The sequence below is a fragment of the Bacillus sp. FJAT-27001 genome, from assembly GCF_019039175.1.
Taxonomy (GTDB): domain Bacteria; phylum Bacillota; class Bacilli; order Bacillales; family Bacillaceae; genus Bacillus; species Bacillus velezensis.
In genome coordinates, this window is sequence record NZ_JAHOAA010000001.1 from 88403 (window position 1) to 108321 (window position 19919).

At 46.9% G+C, this 19919-nt stretch carries 8 protein-coding genes; all 8 read left to right on the forward strand.

Annotated features, from left to right (window positions below; translation table 11 throughout):
• The 8 genes from bioB to bamA all read left to right on the forward strand — a co-directional run bounded on the left by bioB (position 1) and on the right by bamA (position 19893).
• Positions 1-1020, forward strand: a complete 1020-nt coding sequence (bioB, locus tag BGM27_RS00255) for a biotin synthase BioB (RefSeq protein WP_007410132.1) — start codon at positions 1-3, stop codon at positions 1018-1020.
• Between the two features lies 1 nt (position 1021).
• Positions 1022-2218 (forward strand): cytochrome P450, encoded by a 1197-nt coding sequence (locus tag BGM27_RS00260; protein ID WP_007410133.1) that lies wholly within the window; start codon positions 1022-1024, stop codon positions 2216-2218.
• Between the two features lie 304 nt (positions 2219-2522).
• Positions 2523-3959, forward strand: a complete 1437-nt coding sequence (locus BGM27_RS00265; protein WP_020954028.1) for a GntP family permease — start codon at positions 2523-2525, stop codon at positions 3957-3959.
• Between the two features lie 24 nt (positions 3960-3983).
• Positions 3984-4685 (forward strand): CoA transferase subunit A, encoded by a 702-nt coding sequence (locus BGM27_RS00270; protein WP_007410135.1) that lies wholly within the window; start codon positions 3984-3986, stop codon positions 4683-4685.
• Between the two features lie 17 nt (positions 4686-4702).
• Positions 4703-5365 carry a CoA transferase subunit B gene (locus BGM27_RS00275; protein WP_007410136.1) on the forward strand — a complete coding sequence of 221 codons (663 nt, stop codon included), beginning with the start codon at positions 4703-4705 and terminating at the stop codon, positions 5363-5365.
• A gap of 12 nt (positions 5366-5377) precedes the next feature.
• A complete protein-coding gene (locus BGM27_RS00280; protein WP_007410137.1) occupies positions 5378-6163 on the forward strand; it encodes a 3-hydroxybutyrate dehydrogenase in 786 nt (261 codons plus the stop codon).
• Between the two features lie 559 nt (positions 6164-6722).
• Positions 6723-7925 (forward strand): bacillomycin D biosynthesis malonyl-CoA transacylase BamD, encoded by a 1203-nt coding sequence (gene bamD / locus BGM27_RS00285; RefSeq protein ID WP_007410138.1) that lies wholly within the window; start codon positions 6723-6725, stop codon positions 7923-7925.
• 19 nt (positions 7926-7944) lie between these two features.
• Positions 7945-19893 carry a bacillomycin D hybrid PKS/NRPS BamA gene (gene bamA, locus BGM27_RS00290; protein WP_020954027.1) on the forward strand — a complete coding sequence of 3983 codons (11949 nt, stop codon included), beginning with the start codon at positions 7945-7947 and terminating at the stop codon, positions 19891-19893.
• The last annotated feature ends 26 nt before the right edge of the window (positions 19894-19919 follow it).

The window sequence follows — 19919 nt, forward strand, 5'->3', positions numbered from 1 at the left end:
ATGAATCAATGGATGGATCTTGCAGAGAGAGTGCTGGACGGGGCGGAAGTAACGAATCAAGAAGCGCTGGCCATTTTAAATTGTCCTGATGAGGATCTTTTATTGCTGATGCATGCCGCTTTTCATATCAGAAAACGATTTTACGGAAAAAAAGTAAAGCTGAATATGATTATGAATGCCAAATCAGGCCTGTGTCCGGAAAATTGCGGGTACTGTTCACAATCTTCAATATCAAAAGCGCCGATTGAGTCTTACCGGATGGTGGATAAGCATATATTGCTAAAGGGGGCAAAACGCGCCCACGACCTGAATATAGGGACATACTGTATCGTCGCCAGCGGGCGGGGACCGTCAAACAGAGAAGTAGATCAAGTTGTTGATGCTGTCAAAGAAATTAAAGAAACGTACGGTTTAAAAATCTGCGCATGTCTCGGTCTGCTGAAGCCGGAACAGGCAGAGCGGCTGAAACAGGCAGGAGTAGACCGGTACAATCATAACATCAATACATCACAGAGGAATCACTCAAACATTACGACCTCCCACACGTATGACGACAGGGTCAATACAGTGGAAACGGCGAAACAATCGGGGATGTCACCTTGTTCTGGTGTCATCGTCGGCATGAAAGAGACGAAACAGGACGTCATTGATATGGCGAACAGCTTAAAAGCGCTTGACGCCGACAGCATCCCGGTTAATTTTCTGCATGCGATTGACGGAACTCCGTTAGAAGGGGTAAGCGAATTACATCCGGTGTATTGCCTGAAAGTGCTCGCCTTGTTCCGTTTTATCAATCCGTCAAAAGAAATCCGTATCTCAGGAGGCCGGGAAGTCAACCTTCGTTCGCTACAGCCGCTGGGACTTTACGCCGCAAATTCGATTTTCGTCGGAGATTACTTAACGACAGCAGGGCAGCAAGAAACAGAGGATCATCAAATGCTCCATGATTTAGGTTTTGAAGTCGAATCCGTTGAAGAAATGAAAGCCGGCCTGCAATCCGCCTGCAATACGGAGGTATAAGATGACGGCGGACCTATCGATTGTACATCCGTCTCTCCATGCGGATTCGGATTTTTGGAATGACCCTTACCCGTTTTATGACAAACTGCGATCCATTGATCCTGTTTATAAAGGAACCGTATTAAAATATCCGGGCTGGTATGTCACCGGGTACAAAGAAGCGGCAGCGATTCTGAAAGACATTCGGTTTAAAAACCGCATTCCTCTTCCGGAAGCTTCAACGAAATATCAAAATCTATCGCATATCCAGCACGATATGCTGTTATTTAAAAATCAATCAGACCATAAGCGGATGCGGATGCTTATCGGTAAAGAATTTACCGCAAAGACGGCGGAATCACTTCGCCCTTGTATAAAAGAAACGGTTCATGACTTGTTGGATCAAGTCCAAATCAAAAAAACCGCGGACCTTGTTTCAGAGTTTGCCTTTCCATTGGCAAGCCTTATCATTGCGGAGATACTCGGAGTGCCGAAAGAGGAGAGATATCAATTCAGACAATGGACGGCAGACGTCATCCAGGCCATTGATCTTACCCGATCAAGAAAGACGTTAGTCAGAGCAAGCGACACCGCAGGCAGGCTGACGTCATATTTCAAAGATTTGATTCACAAGCGGAAAGCGCACCCTCAGCAAGACTTGATCAGCAGGTTTATTATGGAGGAACAGCTTTCAAAAGAGGAAGTGCTCGCGACATGTATCTTACTTGTCATAGCCGGACACGAGACGACGGTAAACCTCATAAGCAACGGTGTGTTTACTTTATTGAAACACCCTGAACAGCTTAGCGCACTGAGAGAAAACCCCTCGCTTATTGAAACTGCAGTTGAGGAATGTCTGCGCTACGACAGCCCCGCGCAGCTGACGGCACGCACCGCCTCAGAAGACTGCGAAATAAATGGGAAGACCATAAAAAAAGGAGAGCAGGTATATATCCTTTTAGGGGCAGCCAATCGCGATCCAAGCATATTCGATCAACCTCACAAAATGGATATCCAAAGAAAGCCGAACCCGCATCTTGCATTCGGAAAGAACGCCCATTTTTGCATAGGCTCCTCATTAGCGCGCATCGAAGCACAAATTGCAATTCTTACACTGTTTGAGCGGATGCCTAAGCTTCGGCTGGCTGCACACCGCCTTGAATACCGCAAGCTCATTGGTTTTAGGTCGCTCAAAGAGCTCCCGGTTGTCATTGGCTGAATGACCATGCAGGAGGGCCGGATTTTATCGGTTCCTCTTGCAGGAAATAAATGAAAGAAAAAAGAATACATATTTATAAAGCAAAAATCCTCTCTGATCCATCTCACTATCCCTAAAAAAACTCACTGCTCAGCCAATCAATCTAATACAGCAAGAGTCTCCCTTTCTTTCGCCAAAACGGAACATTCACCATGATGCACATTTTTTCAGCCTCAGAAACTGTGCAAAACCGGCATGTTTTTTGCTTTATTTTCTCGATTTTTTGTAAGCGCTTACTAATATTGAGCAGAAAAGAGGGGGATTTGTGGACATTGTTATTATTTTATTGGCATTAGGCATGCTGATGTTTGCGGCTTACCGGGGCTTTTCAGTCATTTTATTCGCCCCGATTTGTGCGCTGTTTGCCGTGCTCCTGACAGATCCAAGCTTCGTACTTCCTTTCTTCTCGAATATATTTATGGAGAAGATGGTAGGATTTATTAAGCTGTATTTTCCCGTATTTCTTTTAGGGGCCGTTTTTGGCAAGGTTGTTGAAATATCCGGGCTCGCCGAGTCGATTGCAAAAACAATCGTCAGACTTGTGGGAGCAAAAAGAGCCATTCTCGCCATCGTCTTAATGGGTGCGATTTTAACGTACAGCGGCGTCAGTCTCTTCGTAGCGGTGTTTGCCATTTATCCGTTTGCTAAAAACCTATTTATTAAAGCTGATATTCCCAAGCGTCTGATACCCGGTACGATTGCATTGGGCGCGTTTACTTTTACAATGGATGCGCTTCCCGGCACACCGCAAATTCAAAATGTCATTCCGACAGCTTTTTTTAAAACAAACATTTATGCCGCTCCCTGGCTCGGACTGATTGGTGCAGCATTTGTGCTTACGGCCGGAATGATTTATTTAGAATCCCGGCGCAAAAAAGCGGCCAATGCCGGAGAAGGCTATGCTGGATTTCAATCTGAAGTTTCCGCTGCAGAGGAATCCTCAAGTCTGGCTAATGAAACACATACGCCTGTTTTACCGCAACCCAGCCCCGCGCGGCAAGTGCTCGCCTTTGTTCCGCTTATCCTTGTGGGAGTCATGAACAAATGCTTCACGATGTGGCTCCCGCATTGGTACCCTGACGGATTTGATTTTGCGCCGCTCGGCTTAGAAGCGTTCGGGAAGATTGACCTTTCCTCCGTCACGGCGATCTGGTCAGTAGAACTCGCACTGTTCATCGGAATCATGACCACGATTTTGTTCGATTGGAAAAAAGTCCTCTTCAATTTGAAAGAAGGACTGAATGAGGGCATCGGGGGTGCCTTGCTGGCGTCGATGAATACAGGAGCCGAATACGGATTTGGCGGCATCATTGCGGCGCTTCCCGGCTTTAAAATGGTCAGCAGCGGCATATCGCAGACGTTTACAGATCCGCTCGTCAACGGAGCGGTGACGACCACTGCGCTTGCCGGGATTACAGGATCGGCATCAGGAGGAATGGGCATCGCTTTAAGCACGATGTCAGCAGCGTATACAGAAGCAATCAATACATTCCACATCCCGCCGGAGGTCATGCACCGGGTGATCTCGATGGCCTCCGGCGGGATGGACACTCTTCCGCATAATGGAGCCGTCATTACGCTGCTCGCGGTCACCGGGTTGACCCACCGCCAATCCTACAGGGATATCTTTGCCATTACCGTCATTAAAACAGCCGCTGTGTTTGTCATCATCGCCATTTACAGTCTGACGGGCCTTGTGTAGCCAAAACAGAAAGGGGAAACGAATATGGGAAAAGGAAAAGTGATGGACTCTTATCAAGATGCTGCTGCACTGATCAAGGACGGAGACACCCTCATCGCAGGAGGCTTCGGCCTGTGCGGCATTCCGGAACAATTAATTCTCGCGATCAGGGACAGCGGCGTAAAAAACTTGACCGTTGTCAGTAATAACTGCGGTGTTGATGATTGGGGGTTAGGCCTCTTGCTTGCAAACCGGCAGATCAAAAAAATGGTCGCATCCTATGTGGGAGAAAACAAAACCTTTGAACGGCAGTTTTTAAGCGGAGAGCTGGAAGTCGAATTGGTGCCCCAAGGAACGCTCGCAGAAAGAATTCGCGCGGGAGGGGCGGGCATTCCGGCGTTTTACACACCTGCGGGCGTCGGAACATCAGTAGCCGAGGGAAAAGAACATAAGACATTTGACGGACGCACCTATCTTCTGGAGAAAGGGATTACAGGGAACGCCGCCATCGTAAAGGCCTGGAAAGCCGATCCTCTGGGCAACCTGATGTTCAGAAAGACGGCGAGAAATTTCAATCCGCTCGCTGCAATGGCAGGCAAAGTGACGATTGCAGAGGCTGAAGAAATCGTCGATGCCGGAGAGCTTGATCCGGATCAAATTCATACGCCGGGTATTTTTGTGCAGCACGTGCTGCTCGGCGGGATTCATGAAAAACGGATTGAACGCCGCACCGTCCGGCAAGCATGATAAAGGAGGCTGACAGAATGAGAGATAGCAGAAAACGAATGATCAAACGGGCTGTAAAGGAAATTAAGGACGGAATGAATGTGAACTTGGGGATAGGGATGCCGACGCTTGTAGCCAATGAGATACCGAATGATTATAACGTCCTGCTTCAGTCTGAAAACGGCTTGCTCGGGATCGGGCCTTATCCGGCGGAAGGAACGGAGGACCCCGATCTGATCAACGCGGGAAAAGAAACCATCACCGAAGTAAAGGGAGCCTCGTATTTTGACAGTGCCGAATCCTTTGCCATGATTCGCGGCGGCCACATTGATGTAGCGATCCTCGGCGGGATGGAAGTGTCCGAACGGGGAGATTTGGCGAACTGGATGATCCCAGGAAAAATGATCAAAGGAATGGGCGGCGCCATGGACTTGGTCCACGGAGCAAAACGGATTATTGTCATTATGGAGCACGTTAATAAATATGGGGAATCTAAAGTGAGAACGGAATGTACGCTGCCTTTAACCGGCAGGCAGGTGGTCGATCGGCTGATCACAGATTTGGCTGTATTCGATTTTCATGATGGCCGTATGACGCTCACCGAACTGCAGGAAGGTGTAACAATGGAGGAGGTCTTTGAGAAAACAGAAGGTCATTTTACTGTCAGCCAGTCGTTAAAAAACGGGGTCAGACCAAAATGAGGAGGTGCCGTCATGCATTCATTGCTTATTGAAAAAACAGCCGTTGTAACAGGTGCAGCAGGAGGAATCGGGCTCGAAATCGCAAAAGAATTCGCCCGTGAAGGAGCAGCCGTCATCATCTCTGATGTAAACGAACAAGCGGGGAAAGAAGCGGCGGCAAGACTGACAGATGAAGGCTGTGAAGCAGTCAGCATCACATGCGATGTAACAAATGAAAAGCAAGTGGCCGACATGCTGCAGACGGTCGAGAAACAATTCGGACGTCTCGATATCCTTGTGAATAATGCGGGCATTCAGCATGTCGCGCCCATCGAGGAATTTCCCACCGAACAGTTTGAACGGCTCATTCGTCTCATGCTGACTGCGCCATTTATCGCAATGAAGCATGCATTTCCCATTATGAAAAAACAGCAATTCGGTCGAATCATTAATATGGCGTCTGTCAACGGACTGATCGGTTTTCACGGGAAAGCGGCATATAACAGCGCCAAGCACGGCGTCATCGGTTTAACGAAAGTCGGCGCACTTGAAGGCGCGGCTGACGGCATTACCGTCAATGCGCTTTGTCCGGGATATGTGGACACTCAGCTTGTCCGCAATCAGTTAAAGGACATTTCCGCAACAAGGAATGTACCGTACGAGCGGGTGCTTGAGGACGTCATCTTTCCGCTCGTTCCCCAAAAACGGCTGCTGTCAGTGAAGGAAATCGCTGATTACGCCGTATTTTTGGCCAGCGACAAAGCAAAAGGGGTCACAGGTCAGGCCGTAGTCATGGATGGCGGGTATACCGCTCAATAGTTCTTATACTTTTTAAAAAAACAGCCGCTCTGAACGGCTGTTTTTTTATGCCTGAAAACCTTGTTCACTCAATAGGCCGATTTACTGCGTCAATCGGTATCCGGGCAGGGTCATTCGCATGTTCTGCGGCGTATTTCGTCCTTGCGGATTTTCCCCATCCAGATCCATCTCTTGCGCCACATTTATAAACAAGCGCAATCAGTTTACAATCCTTCACAGATATACAAATGATTTTTTACAATAAACAGAAAATATGTAATTTCTGACACAATAATGCCAATAGCCCTAAAATATATGAAACATGAAGAGCGCGTCCTAAGTGAAGAAGAGCCGGTAACAGGCTCCACCCCGGCTTTCATCATCTCTCTTTAAGACTGATTTTCGGTGAAACCCCCATGTTTTATTTTATGAATAAATATATCTAATTCGTTTGTGAAAACGAACAATAACTCCTCCGAAAGTATTCTATACACATTTGTTATAATCATGCTAGGATGTTAGATAAAGGGATATTTTGTAGGATATTGTATCCCCTGTTCAATATGATCGGAGGAATCTCATGAACAATCTTGCCTTTTTATTTCCTGGACAAGGGTCTCAATTTGTAGGAATGGGCAAACAATTTTGGAATGATTTTGTGCTCGCAAAGAGATTGTTTGAAGAAGCGAGCGATGCGATCTCCTTGGATGTAAAAAAACTGTGTTTTAACGGAGATATGAATGAATTGACAAAGACAATGAACGCGCAGCCCGCTATTTTAACGGTCAGTGTGATTGCTTTTCAAGTGTATATGCAGGAAATAGGGGTGAAGCCCCGCTTCCTGGCAGGCCATAGCTTAGGCGAATATTCAGCGCTTGTCTGTGCCGGCGCCCTTTCTTTTCAGGATGCCGTTACACTTGTAAGGGAGCGGGGAATTCTTATGCAAAATGCGGATCCCCAGCAGCAGGGGACGATGGCCGCCGTGACACAGCTCTCTCTCCAAACCTTGCAGGAAATATGTTCGAAAGTATCGACGGAAGACTTTCCGGCAGATGTAGCCTGCATGAATTCAGAACAGCAGCATGTGATTTCCGGACACCGGCAAGCTGTGGAACGTGTCATCAAGATGGCGGAGGAAAAGGGTGCGGCATACACTTATTTGAATGTCAGTGCGCCTTTTCACAGTTCGATGATACGATCAGCCTCCGAACAATTCCAGACTGTATTACACCGGTATTCCTTCCGGGATGCCGCATGGCCGATCATTTCAAATGTCACCGCGCGCCCTTACAGCAGCGGAAATTCGATAAGCGAACATCTCAAGCAGCACATGACGATGCCGGTTAGATGGACAGAATCGATGCATTACTTGCTTTTACATGGAGTCACAGAAGTCATCGAAATGGGTCCGAACAATGTCTTAGCCGGTCTGCTGAGAAAAACAACGAATCACATTGTACCATATCCCTTAGGACAGACATCTGATGTTCCCCCGCTTTCCAATTCAACGGAAAGAAAGAAACATATTGTCCATTTACGCAAAAAACAACTGAATAAATTGATGATTCAATCCGTCATTGCGCGAAATTACAACAAGGATTCAGCGGATTATTCCAATAGGACGACGCCATTATTTACGCAAATCCAAGAGCTGAAAGAGAGAATGAAAAGGCATGAAGACGTGCTTTCAGAACAAGAACTCGAACATTCGATCCATTTATGCAAATTAATTTGTGAAGCTAAACAGCTTCCGGCTTGGGAAGAATTGCGGATTTTAAAATAAAGCGCCCAGGAGGGGACCTATGTATACCAGACAATTCCAAACCTTAGTAGATGTCATTCGGGAAAGAAGCAATATCTCTGATCGCGGGATCCGTTTTATCGAATCCGATAAAAACGAGACGGTTGTCTCTTATCGCCAATTGTTTGAAGAGGCGCAAGGGTATCTTGGCTATTTACAGCATCTCGGCATTAAGCCGAAGCAGGAAATTGTATTTCAAATCCAAGAAAACAAATCATTTGTCGTTGCTTTTTGGGCTTGTATATTAGGAGGAATGATCCCGGTTCCGGTCAGTATCGGAGAAGATGATGACCATAAACTGAAGGTCTGGCGCATTTGGAATATATTAAATCATCCCTTTCTGATTGCCTCTGAAAAAGTATTGGACAAAATAAAGAAATACGCTGCAGAACACGATTTACAGGATTTCCATCATCAATTAAACGAAAAATCTGACATCATTCAAGATCAAACCTACGATTACCCCGCTTCATTTTATGAACCTGATGCGGATGAACTCGCCTTTATCCAATTTTCTTCCGGATCGACAGGAGACCCAAAAGGAGTCATGTTAACGCATCACAACTTAATACATAACACGTGCGCCATTGGGACTGCCCTAGCCATTCATTCGAAAGACTCTTTCTTATCATGGATGCCTTTAACGCATGATATGGGGCTCATCGCCTGCCACCTTGTTCCCTTCATAACCGGAATCAATCAAAATCTAATGCCTACAGAGTTATTTATTCGCAGACCTATTCTTTGGATGAAAAAAGCTCATGAACATAAAGCCAGTATTCTATCATCTCCTAATTTCGGGTACAACTACTTCCTTAAATTTCTGAAAAACGAACCAGACTGGGATTTATCCCACATCAAGGTCATCGCAAACGGTGCAGAACCGATATTGCCGGAGCTGTGTGACGAATTTTTGAAAAGATGCGCAGCATTCAATCTGAAAAGATCCGCCATTTTGAATGTTTACGGTTTAGCGGAAGCTTCGGTTGGCGCAGCGTTCTCTAAAATAGGTAAAGAATTCGTTCCCGTTTATTTGCATCGTGACTATTTAAATCTTGGTGAAAGAGCTGTAAAAGTCAGCAAAGAGGACCAAAATTGCGCTTCATTCGTTGAGGTGGGACAACCTATTGACTATTGTCAGCTTCGGATCTCCGATGAAACAAATGAAAGAGTAGAAGACGGAATCATCGGCCATATCCACATCAAAGGAGACAATGTGACGCAAGGGTATTATAACAACCCAGAGAGTACGGAAAAAGCGCTGACTTCTGACGGCTGGGTAAAAACGGGAGACCTCGGATTTATTAGTGAAAGTGGTAACTTAGTCGTAACCGGAAGAGAAAAGGACATTATTTTCGTGAACGGAAAAAATATCTACCCGCACGATATTGAACGGGTCGCGATTGAAATGGAAGAGGTTGACTTAGGAAGGGTTGCCGCCTGCGGTGTATATGATCAAAAGACACAAAGCGGAGAAATCGTGCTCTTTGTTGTTTACAAAAAATCACCTGAAAAATTCGCACCGCTTGTCAAAGAGATAAAAAAGCATTTGTACAAGCGGGGCGGCTGGAGCATAAAAGAAGTCCTTCCGATCCGAAAACTCCCTAAAACAACCAGCGGAAAGGTTAAACGCTACGAACTTGCCAGACAGTATGAGGCAGGGAATTTTTCAACAGAGTCTGCCGCCATCAATGAATGTTTGGAGAGCAGCCCGGAAACATCCGGACAGACACCCATTCATGAGATAGAAACGGAATTGCTGTCTATCTTTTCCGAAGTGCTCGATGGAAAAAAGGTTCACCTCGCTGACAGTTATTTTGATATGGGAGCAAATTCATTACAGTTATCGCAGATTGCCGAGCGCATAGAACAGAAATTCGGACGCGAGCTTGCCGTTTCAGATCTCTTTACGTATCCTTCTATCACTGATTTAGCGGCATATCTGTCTGAAAGCCGGGCTGAAATCAAACAGGACGCGGCAGCGAAACCAAGCCATGTGACACCGAAAGATATCGCCATTATCGGGATGTCGCTCAATGTCCCGGGAGCGTCAACGAAAAGTGATTTTTGGAATCTGCTTGAAAAAGGTGAGCACAGCATTCGAGAATACCCCGAATCCCGGCTGAAAGATGCGGCGGATTATTTAAAGTCCATCCAAAGCGAGTTCAATGAGAATCAGTTTGTGAAGGGCGGCTATTTAGATGAAATCGACCGCTTTGATTACTCGTTCTTCGGTTTAGCTCCTAAAACGGCTCAGTTTATGGACCCTAACCAAAGACTGTTTTTGCAGTCTGCATGGCATGCGATTGAAGATGCGGGCTATGCCGGCGGCAGCATGAACGGGAGCCGTGTCGGGGTATATGCAGGGTACTCGAAGGTGGGCTACGATTATGAACGTCTCCTTTCTGCGAATTATCCGGAGGAACTTCATCAATATATCGTGGGCAATCTTCCTTCCGTGTTAGCCAGCCGAATCGCTTATTTCTTAAATTTAAAAGGGCCGGCGGTCACAGTGGATACGGCATGCTCCTCATCGCTTGCCGCCGTTCATATGGCATGTAAATCTTTAACGTCCGGCGATTGTGAAATGGCTCTTGCAGGCGGTATCCGGACATCGCTCTTGCCGATCTGTATCGGGCTTGATATGGAATCTTCGGACGGATACACCAAAACGTTCAGCAAAGATTCAGACGGCACGGGCACAGGTGAAGGCGCGGCCGCAGTCCTGCTAAAACCTTTGCAGGATGCTGTTCGCGACGGAGACCATATTTACGGCGTAATCAAGGGAAGCGCGATGAATCAAGACGGAACAACCGCCGGGATTACAGCACCGAATCCGGCAGCTCAGACTGAGGTCATTGAGACGGCTTGGAAAGACGCGGGCATTGCCCCTGAAACACTGTCTTTCATCGAAGCGCATGGCACCGGAACGAAGCTCGGCGATCCGGTTGAATTTAACGGGCTTTGTAAAGCGTTTGAAAAGTACACGGCAAAAAAACAATTTTGTGCGATTGGTTCTGTTAAATCGAACATCGGTCATTTGTTTGAAGCGGCAGGCATCGTCGGGCTGATCAAATCTGTCCTCATGCTGAATCACAAGAAAAATCCGCCGTTAGCTCACTTTAATGAACCTAATCCGCTCATTCATTTTCACTCATCACCATTTTATGTGAATCAGGAAGCTGCAGCGTTCACATCCGGTGATGAGCCGCTGCGAGGCGGAATCAGCTCGTTCGGTTTTAGCGGAACGAACGCTCATGTGGTATTGGAAGAATATATTTCTCAAAGTGAGTATGCACCCGAGGATGAACATGGGCCGCACCTATTTGTTTTATCCGCTCATACTGAAAAATCACTCTATGAACTCGCACAGCAGTACCGGCAATATGTATCGGATGACAGCCAAGCTTCATTAAAGTCCATTTGCTATACAGCAAGTACGGGCAGGGCTCATTTGGATCATGGCATTGCCATGATTGTATCCGGTAAACAAGAACTATCGGATAAGCTGACCCGCCTGATTCAGGGAGACAGAAACCTTCCCGGTGTATACATCGGTTACAAGAATATGAAGGAAATGCTGCCTGCTCATAAAGAAGAGCTGAATCAACAAGCAGCCGCTCTGATTAAGCAGCGTTTACGTACGCAAGATGAACGGATCACATGGCTGAATCGCGCAGCCGAATTATTTGTGCAAGGAGCCGTTATCGATTGGCGCGCGCTTTATTCCGGTGAAACTGTACAAAAGACGCCATTGCCACTGTATCCGTTTGAACGGAGCCGATGCTGGGCTGAAGCTGACCAATTGCGCTTAAACGAGGACGAAAAGAGAGGAGAAGCGGCATTGAATATCAACCAATCGAAGGCGCACATTGAATCCTTCCTGAAAACTGTAATCAGCAATGCTTCGGGGATCAGAGCGGAGGAACTCGATCTGAATGCTCATTTTATCGGGCTCGGAATGGATTCTATCATGCTGTCACAGGTCAAAAAAGCCATCGCGGACGAATTTGGGGCAGACATCCCGATGGATCGTTTTTTTGATACGATGAACAACCTTCAAAGTGTCATAGATTACTTGGCTGAGACCGTTCCATCGTCCTTTGCATCCGCTCCCCCTCAAGAGAATGTTCCGGCGCAGGAAATACAGGTCATTTCAGAAGCGCAGTCTGAATCGGATCGCAGAGAAGGTCATCAAGAGCATATGCTCGAAAAAATAATCTCTTCTCAGAATCAATTAATTCAGGATACCTTGCAAGCTCAATTAAATAGCTTTAATTTGTTGAGAAACAGCGGGCATCATTCCGATGAGAAAGAATACGCTAAGGCGCAAGAGAAATCAATTCCTTCTGTCAAGCAGGGGCCTCCGGCCGTCACTGCAGAAAAGAAAGCGGCTCAAGAAGCGAAACCCTATGTTCCTTTCCAGCCTCAGAACCTGCATGATCAGGGACACTATACCGCACGGCAAAAACAATACTTAGAAGACTTCATCAAGAAATACGCAGATAAAACGAAAGGTTCCAAACAATATACGGACAATACCCGATTTGCTCATGCAAACAACCGCAATTTGTCCAGCTTCCGTTCGTATTGGAAGGAAATCGTATACCCAATTATCGCCGAACGTTCTGACGGTTCTAAAATGTGGGATATTGACGGAAATGAATATATCGATATCACCATGGGATTCGGGGTTAACCTTTTCGGGCATCATCCTTCCTTTATTACACAGGTTATCGATGATTCAACCCGTTCATCATTGCCTCCGCTCGGCCCGATGTCAGATGTCGCCGGTGAAGTTGCCGACCGGATCCGCACATGTACCGGAGTGGAAAGGGTCGCTTTCTATAATTCAGGAACAGAGGCCGTCATGGTTGCCCTGCGTTTGGCGCGGGCGGCAACAGGAAGAAAGAAAGTCGTGGCGTTCTCCGGATCTTATCACGGCACGTTTGACGGCGTATTAGGGGTTGCCGGCACAAAAGGCGGGGCTGCGTCTGCGAATCCGCTGGCTCCGGGCATACTGCAGAGCTTTATGGATGATTTGATTATTTTACATTACAACAATCCCGATTCGCTGGACGTGATCCGCAGTCTTGGTGATGAATTGGCAGCCGTACTGGTGGAACCGGTACAAAGCCGCAGACCGGATTTGCAGCCGCAGGCATTTTTGAAAGAATTGCGGGCGATCACGCAGCAATCCGGAACAGCTCTGATTATGGATGAAATTATTACCGGATTTCGGATCGGTCTTGGCGGCGCACAGGAATGGTTCGGCATTCAGGCTGATTTAGTGACCTACGGAAAAATCATCGGCGGCGGACAGCCGTTAGGGGTAGTTGCCGGAAAAGCTGAGTTCATGAATGCGATCGACGGGGGTACCTGGCAGTATGGGGACGATTCCTACCCGCAAGACGAGGCGAAACGCACGTTTGTGGCCGGCACCTTCAATACTCACCCGCTTACCATGAGGATGTCATTAGCCGTCCTTCGCCATTTACAAACCGAAGGAGAACATCTGTATGAGCAGCTTAATCAAAAAACAGCCTACCTGGTCGATGAGCTGAATCGCTGCTTCGAACAAGCGCAAGTGCCTATCCGCATGGTTCGATTCGGTTCTTTATTCCGGTTTGTCTCATCGCTTGATAATGACTTGTTCTTTTACCATCTCAACTATAAAGGGGTCTATGTATGGGAGGGACGCAACTGCTTCTTGTCTGCGGCGCATACCGCGGATGATATCGAAAATATTATTCAAGCGGTGAAAGACACGGTGGAGGATCTTCGCCGAGGCGGATTTATTCCGGAAGGCCCGGATTCCCCTGATGGCGGAGGCCGTAAAAAGTCCGGGACGCGCGAGCTTTCACCTGAACAAAAGCAGTTGGTTATGGCATCCCATTACGGGAATGAAGCTTCCGCCGCTTTAAACCAGTCCATTATGCTGAAAGTGAAGGGCGAACTGCAGTATACATCATTAAAACAAGCCGTCCGGCATATCGTTGACCGTCATGAAGCTTTACGTACGGTGATTCATCCCGATGACGAGGTACAGCAAGTGCAGGAACGGATGAATATAGAAATACCTGTCATTGATTTTACCGGTCACCCGCATGAACATCGGGAGCCGGAAATCCAAAAATGGCTGACAGAAGATGCCAAGCGGCCGTTTCATTTCCATGAACAAAAACCTTTGTTTAGAATCCATGTGCTTACATCGGCTCACAATGAACATCTGATTGTGCTCACGTTCCATCATATCATTGCCGATGGATGGTCAATCGCCGTTTTTGTTCAAGAACTGGAGAGCAACTACGCGGCAATCGTACAAGGAAAACCGATTTCGCCGAAAGAGGCAGATGTTTCGTTTCGCCAATACTTAGACTGGCAGCAGGCACAGATTGACAGCGGCCATTATGAAGAAGGGGTCCGTTATTGGCGGCGTCATTTCTCTGAACCGATACAGCAGCCAATTCTGCCAAGCACAGATTCTGTCCGTTATCCGAACGGGTATGAGGGAGACCGGTGTACCGTCAGGCTTGGACGGCCATTGAGCGAGGCTTTAAGGTCATTAAGCATTCAGATGAAAAATAGCGTATTTGTGACGATGCTGGGTGCATTTCATCTTTTTCTGCACCGGCTTACCAAACAGTCAGGCCTTGTGATCGGGGTCCCCGCAGCAGGTCAATCGCATATGAAACAGCATGATCTGATTGGAAATTGCGTCAATATGATTCCGGTGAAGAACACGTCTTCTTCAGAAAGCACTTTATCCGGTTATCTTGGCAGTATGAAAGAAAGCGTGAATCTTGCAATGCGGCACCAAGCCGTCCCGATGACACTGGTGGCCAGAGAGCTTCCGCACGATCAAGTGCCGGATATGCGTATTATCTTTAATTTAGACAGGCCTTTTCGAAAGCTGCATTTCGGAAAGGCGGAGGCGGAGCCCGTTGCATACCCGGTAAAATGCACCCTATACGATTTATTTCTGAACATAACAGACGCGCATCAAGAATATGTTCTTGATTTCGACTTTAATACGAACGTCGTCAGTCCGGAAATCATGAAAAAGTGGGGAGCGGGTTTTACAAAATTGCTGCAAAAAATGGTTGAGGGAGATTCAATCCCTCTTGACGCCATGATGATGTTTTCCGATGAAGAACAGCATGATTTACAAGCACTTTACGCCGAACACCAGAAGCGGATCTCTTCAATAGGAAGCAATACGGCAAATTTTACTGAAGCCTATGAGGCGCCGGTAAATGAAACGGAACGGCAGCTGGCGCGGATTTGGGAGGAACTTTTCGGCCTTGAACGGGTTGGCAGATCAGATCGCTTCCTGGCTCTGGGGGGAAACTCACTTCAGGCAACGCTTATGCTTTCCAAAGTTCAGAAGACATTTCATCAAAAGGTTTCCATCGGACAATTTTTCAATCACCAGACTGTTAAGGAATTAGCACGTTTCATTCAGAACGAAACGAAAGTCGTGCACCTCCCAATGAAGGCTGCCGAGAAAAAAGCGTATTACCCGACATCGCCGGCACAGCAAAGAGTATATTTCCTGCACCAACTGGAACCGGATCAGCTGGCGCAAAATATGTTCGGCCACATATCAATAACAGGGAAGTACGATGAGCAAGCCCTGATCTCATCTCTTCAACAAGTGATGCAGCGGCACGAAGCGTTTCGCACGTATTTCGACATTATAGATGGCGATATCGTTCAGAAACTTGAAAACGAAGTTGATTTTAACGTTCATGTCCGGGCAATGAGCCGGGACGAATTTGATGCCTATTCAGACCGGTTTGTAAAACCGTTCCGCCTGGATCAAGCTCCGTTAGTTCGTGCGGAGCTGATCAAGATTGAAAACGAGCAGGCCGAACTGCTCATCGATATGCATCATATCATTTCGGACGGTTATTCCGTCAACATCCTTACAAATGAATTGCTGGCTTTATATCATCAGAAACCATTACCGGACATTGAATTTGAATATAAAGATTTCGCAGAATGGCAAAACCAACGGCTGAATGAGGATGCCATGAAGCGGCAGGAGACATATTGGCTGGAACAATTTCAAGACGAAATTCCCATTCTCGACCTGCCGACAGACGGTTCAATAGCGGCAGAACGGTCTTCTGAGGGACAGCGTGTGACATGCTCCTTACAGCCGGATGTCATCCGTTCGCTTCAAGATTTGGCGCAAAAGGCGGAAACGACTCTCTATACGGTGCTTCTGGCCGCCTATAATGTGCTGCTTCATAAATATACGGGACAAGAAGACATTGTCGTAGGCACGCCTGCTTCAGGAAGAAATCATCCGGATATCGAAAAGATCATCGGTATTTTCATACAAACCATTGGAATCCGGACGAAGCCGCACGCCAATAGAACGTTTACGGATTATCTGGAAGAAGTAAAGCGGCAGACGCTTGACGCTTTCGAAAACCAAGACTATCCATTCGACCGGCTTGTGGAGAAATTAAATGTACAGCGGGAAACAACCGGAAAGTCTCTGTTTAATACGATGTTTGTGTTTCAAAACATTGAATTTCATGAAATCCGGCACAATGAATGTACATTTAAAGTGAAAGAACGAAATCCAGGGGTCTCTTTATATGATTTGATGCTCACGATCGAAGATGCCGGTCAACAGATAGAGATGCATTTTGATTATAAACCGGGACGATTCACAAAAGACACCATTGAACAGATCACCAGACACTATACCGCCATTTTAAACAGCCTTGCTGAGCAGCCGGAGATGACATTGTCTTCCGTTCCTATGCTGTCTGAAACCGAACGGCATCAACTGCTGACGGAGTGTAATGGCACAAAGACGCCGTATCCGCATAAGGAAACGGTATATCGGTGGTTTGAAATGCAGGCGGAACAGAGTCCCGATCATGAAGCCGTTATTTTTGGCAATGAGCGGTATACGTACAGACAGCTCAATGAACGGGCGAACCGATTGGCGCGGACGTTACGGACAAAAGGCGTACAAGCGGATCAATTCGTTGCCATCATCAGCCCGCATCGGATCGAGCTGATTGTCGGAATTTTGGCTGTTCTGAAAGCCGGCGGCGCATACGTGCCCATTGATCCTGAATATCCGGAAGATCGGATCCAATATATGCTGAGAGATTCAAGAGCGGAGGTTGTGTTGACACAGCGCAGCCTGCTGGATCAATTACCGTATGATGGTGACATTGTGCTTTTGGATGAGGAAAACTCATACCATGAGGAGCACTCGAATCTTGAATCGGACAGCGATGCGCATGATTTGGCCTACATGATCTATACGTCAGGTTCGACGGGAAATCCAAAAGGTGTACTCATTGAGCATCAGGGGCTGGCTGATTATATTTGGTGGGCGAAAGAGGTTTATGTAAGAGGTGAGAAAACCAACTTTCCATTATACTCTTCCATCTCTTTCGATCTGACTGTGACCTCGATATTTACACCGCTGGTTACGGGAAATACCATCATTGTCTTTGACGGCGAAGACAAAAGCGCTGTGCTTTCTGAGATTATGCGGGACTCAAGAATAGACATGATCAAATTGACCCCGGCACATCTGCACGTCATCAAGGAGATGAATATCGCTGGCGGCACCGCCATACGGAAAATGATTGTCGGCGGAGAAAATTTAAGCACCCGTCTGGCCAAAAGTGTCAGCGAGCAGTTTAAAGGCCGGCTGGACATTTTCAATGAATACGGACCGACGGAAGCTGTCGTCGGATGTATGATTTATCACTTCGACGCAGAACGGGACAAGCGGGAATTTGTACCGATCGGCACTCCGGCTGCCAACACGGATATTTATGTGGCCGATGCAAGCAGAAACCTGGTTCCGATCGGGGTAATCGGCGAAATATATATCAGCGGACCGGGTGTTGCCAGAGGGTATTGGAACCGCCCGGATTTAACGGAAGAGAAATTTGTTGAAAACCCGTATGTCCCGGGAGCGAAAATGTACAAATCAGGGGATTTGGCTAAGCGATTGAAGGACGGAAATCTCGTATATATTGGGCGCGTTGATGAACAAGTCAAAATCAGGGGACACCGAATCGAGCTTGGTGAAATTGAAGCAGCGATGCATAACGCGGAAGCGGTGCAAAAAGCCGCGGTAACAGTGAAAGAAGAAGAAGACGGCTTAAAACAATTATGCGCGTATTACGTAAGCGACAAGCCTATAGCGGCTGCGCAGCTTAGGGAACATTTGTCATCCCAGCTTCCGGACTACATGGTTCCGTCCTATTTTGTCCGTCTGGAGCATATGCCGTTAACATCCAACGGGAAAATAAACCGTAAGGCGCTGCCTGCACCGGAAGCGAGTCTGCAGCAGACAGCTGAATATGTTCCGCCGGGTAATGAGACGGAGTCCAAACTGACAGATTTATGGAAGGAAGTGCTCGGAATAAGCCATGCGGGGATCAAACATAATTTCTTTGATCTCGGGGGCAACTCCATCCGAGCGGCAGCCTTAGCCGCCAGAATTCACAAAGAGCTGGATGTGAATCTGTCTCTCAAAGACATATTCAAGTTTCCTACCATTGAACAATTGGCTGACAAGGCGTTACACATGGACAAAAATCGATATGTACCGATTCCGGCTGCAAAGGAAATGCCATATTATCCGGTTTCTTCAGCTCAGAGGCGGATGTATTTATTAAGTCACACAGAAGGCGGCGAGCTGACTTACAATATGACGGGTGCCATGAATGTGGAAGGGGCGATCGATCCCGAACGGATAAACGCCGCTTTCCGAAAATTAATCGCGCGTCATGAAGCGTTGCGTACCAGCTTTGATTTATATGAAGGCGAGCCGGCACAGCGTATTCATCAGAACGTCGACTTTACGATAGAACGAATTCAAGCAAGCGAAGAAGAAGCGGAAGACCGTGTGCTTGATTTCATCAAAGCGTTTGACTTAGCCAAGCCGCCGCTGATGCGGGCCGGACTGATTGAAATTGAACCTGCGCGGCACTTGCTTGTGGTGGATATGCATCATATCATTTCTGACGGCGTGTCCGTCAATATTCTGATGAAAGATTTAAGCCGAATCTACGAGGGGAACGAACCGGACCCGCTCTCTATTCAATATAAAGACTTTGCAGTTTGGCAGCAATCGGACATTCAGAAACGGAACATCAAGAGCCAGGAAGCGTATTGGCTGGATCAGTTTCACGGTGATATTCCTGTACTGGATATTCCTGCGGATTATGAGCGACCTGCCATACGCGATTACGAAGGCGAATCATTTGAATTTCTTATACCCGAACACTTGAAACAGCGTTTAAGCCAAATGGAAGAAGACACAGGAGCAACACTGTATATGATTTTATTGGCAGCCTATACGATTCTTTTATCCAAATACAGCGGACAAGAAGATATTATCGTAGGAACGCCATCTGCCGGGCGGACTCATCTGGATGTAGAGCCGGTCGTGGGAATGTTCGTCAATACGTTAGTCATTCGCAATCACCCGGCGGGCCGTAAAACATTTGATGCCTACTTAAATGAAGTAAAAGAAAACATGCTGAACGCCTATAAAAATCAAGACTATCCGTTGGAAGAATTAATTCAGCATCTGCATCTTCCAAAAGATTCAAGCCGCAATCCTTTATTCGATACGATGTTTGTGCTGCAAAATCTTGATCATGCTGAATTGACTTTCGATTCCCTTCAACTCAAGCCGTATCCATTTCATCATCCGGTTGCCAAATTCGATTTGACCTTGTCGATTCAGGCGGACCGCGACAACTATCACGGACTGTTTGAATATTCGAAAAAACTGTTTAAGAAAAGCAGAATCGAGGTTTTATCAAACGACTACTTACACATCCTATCGGCGATTTTGGAACAGCCAAGCATTCTAATCGAACATATCGGATTGAGCGGCAGCAATGAGGAAGAAGAGAACGCGCTTGATTCTATTCAATTGAACTTTTAGGGAAAAGCATTATTTCTTTAAAATAT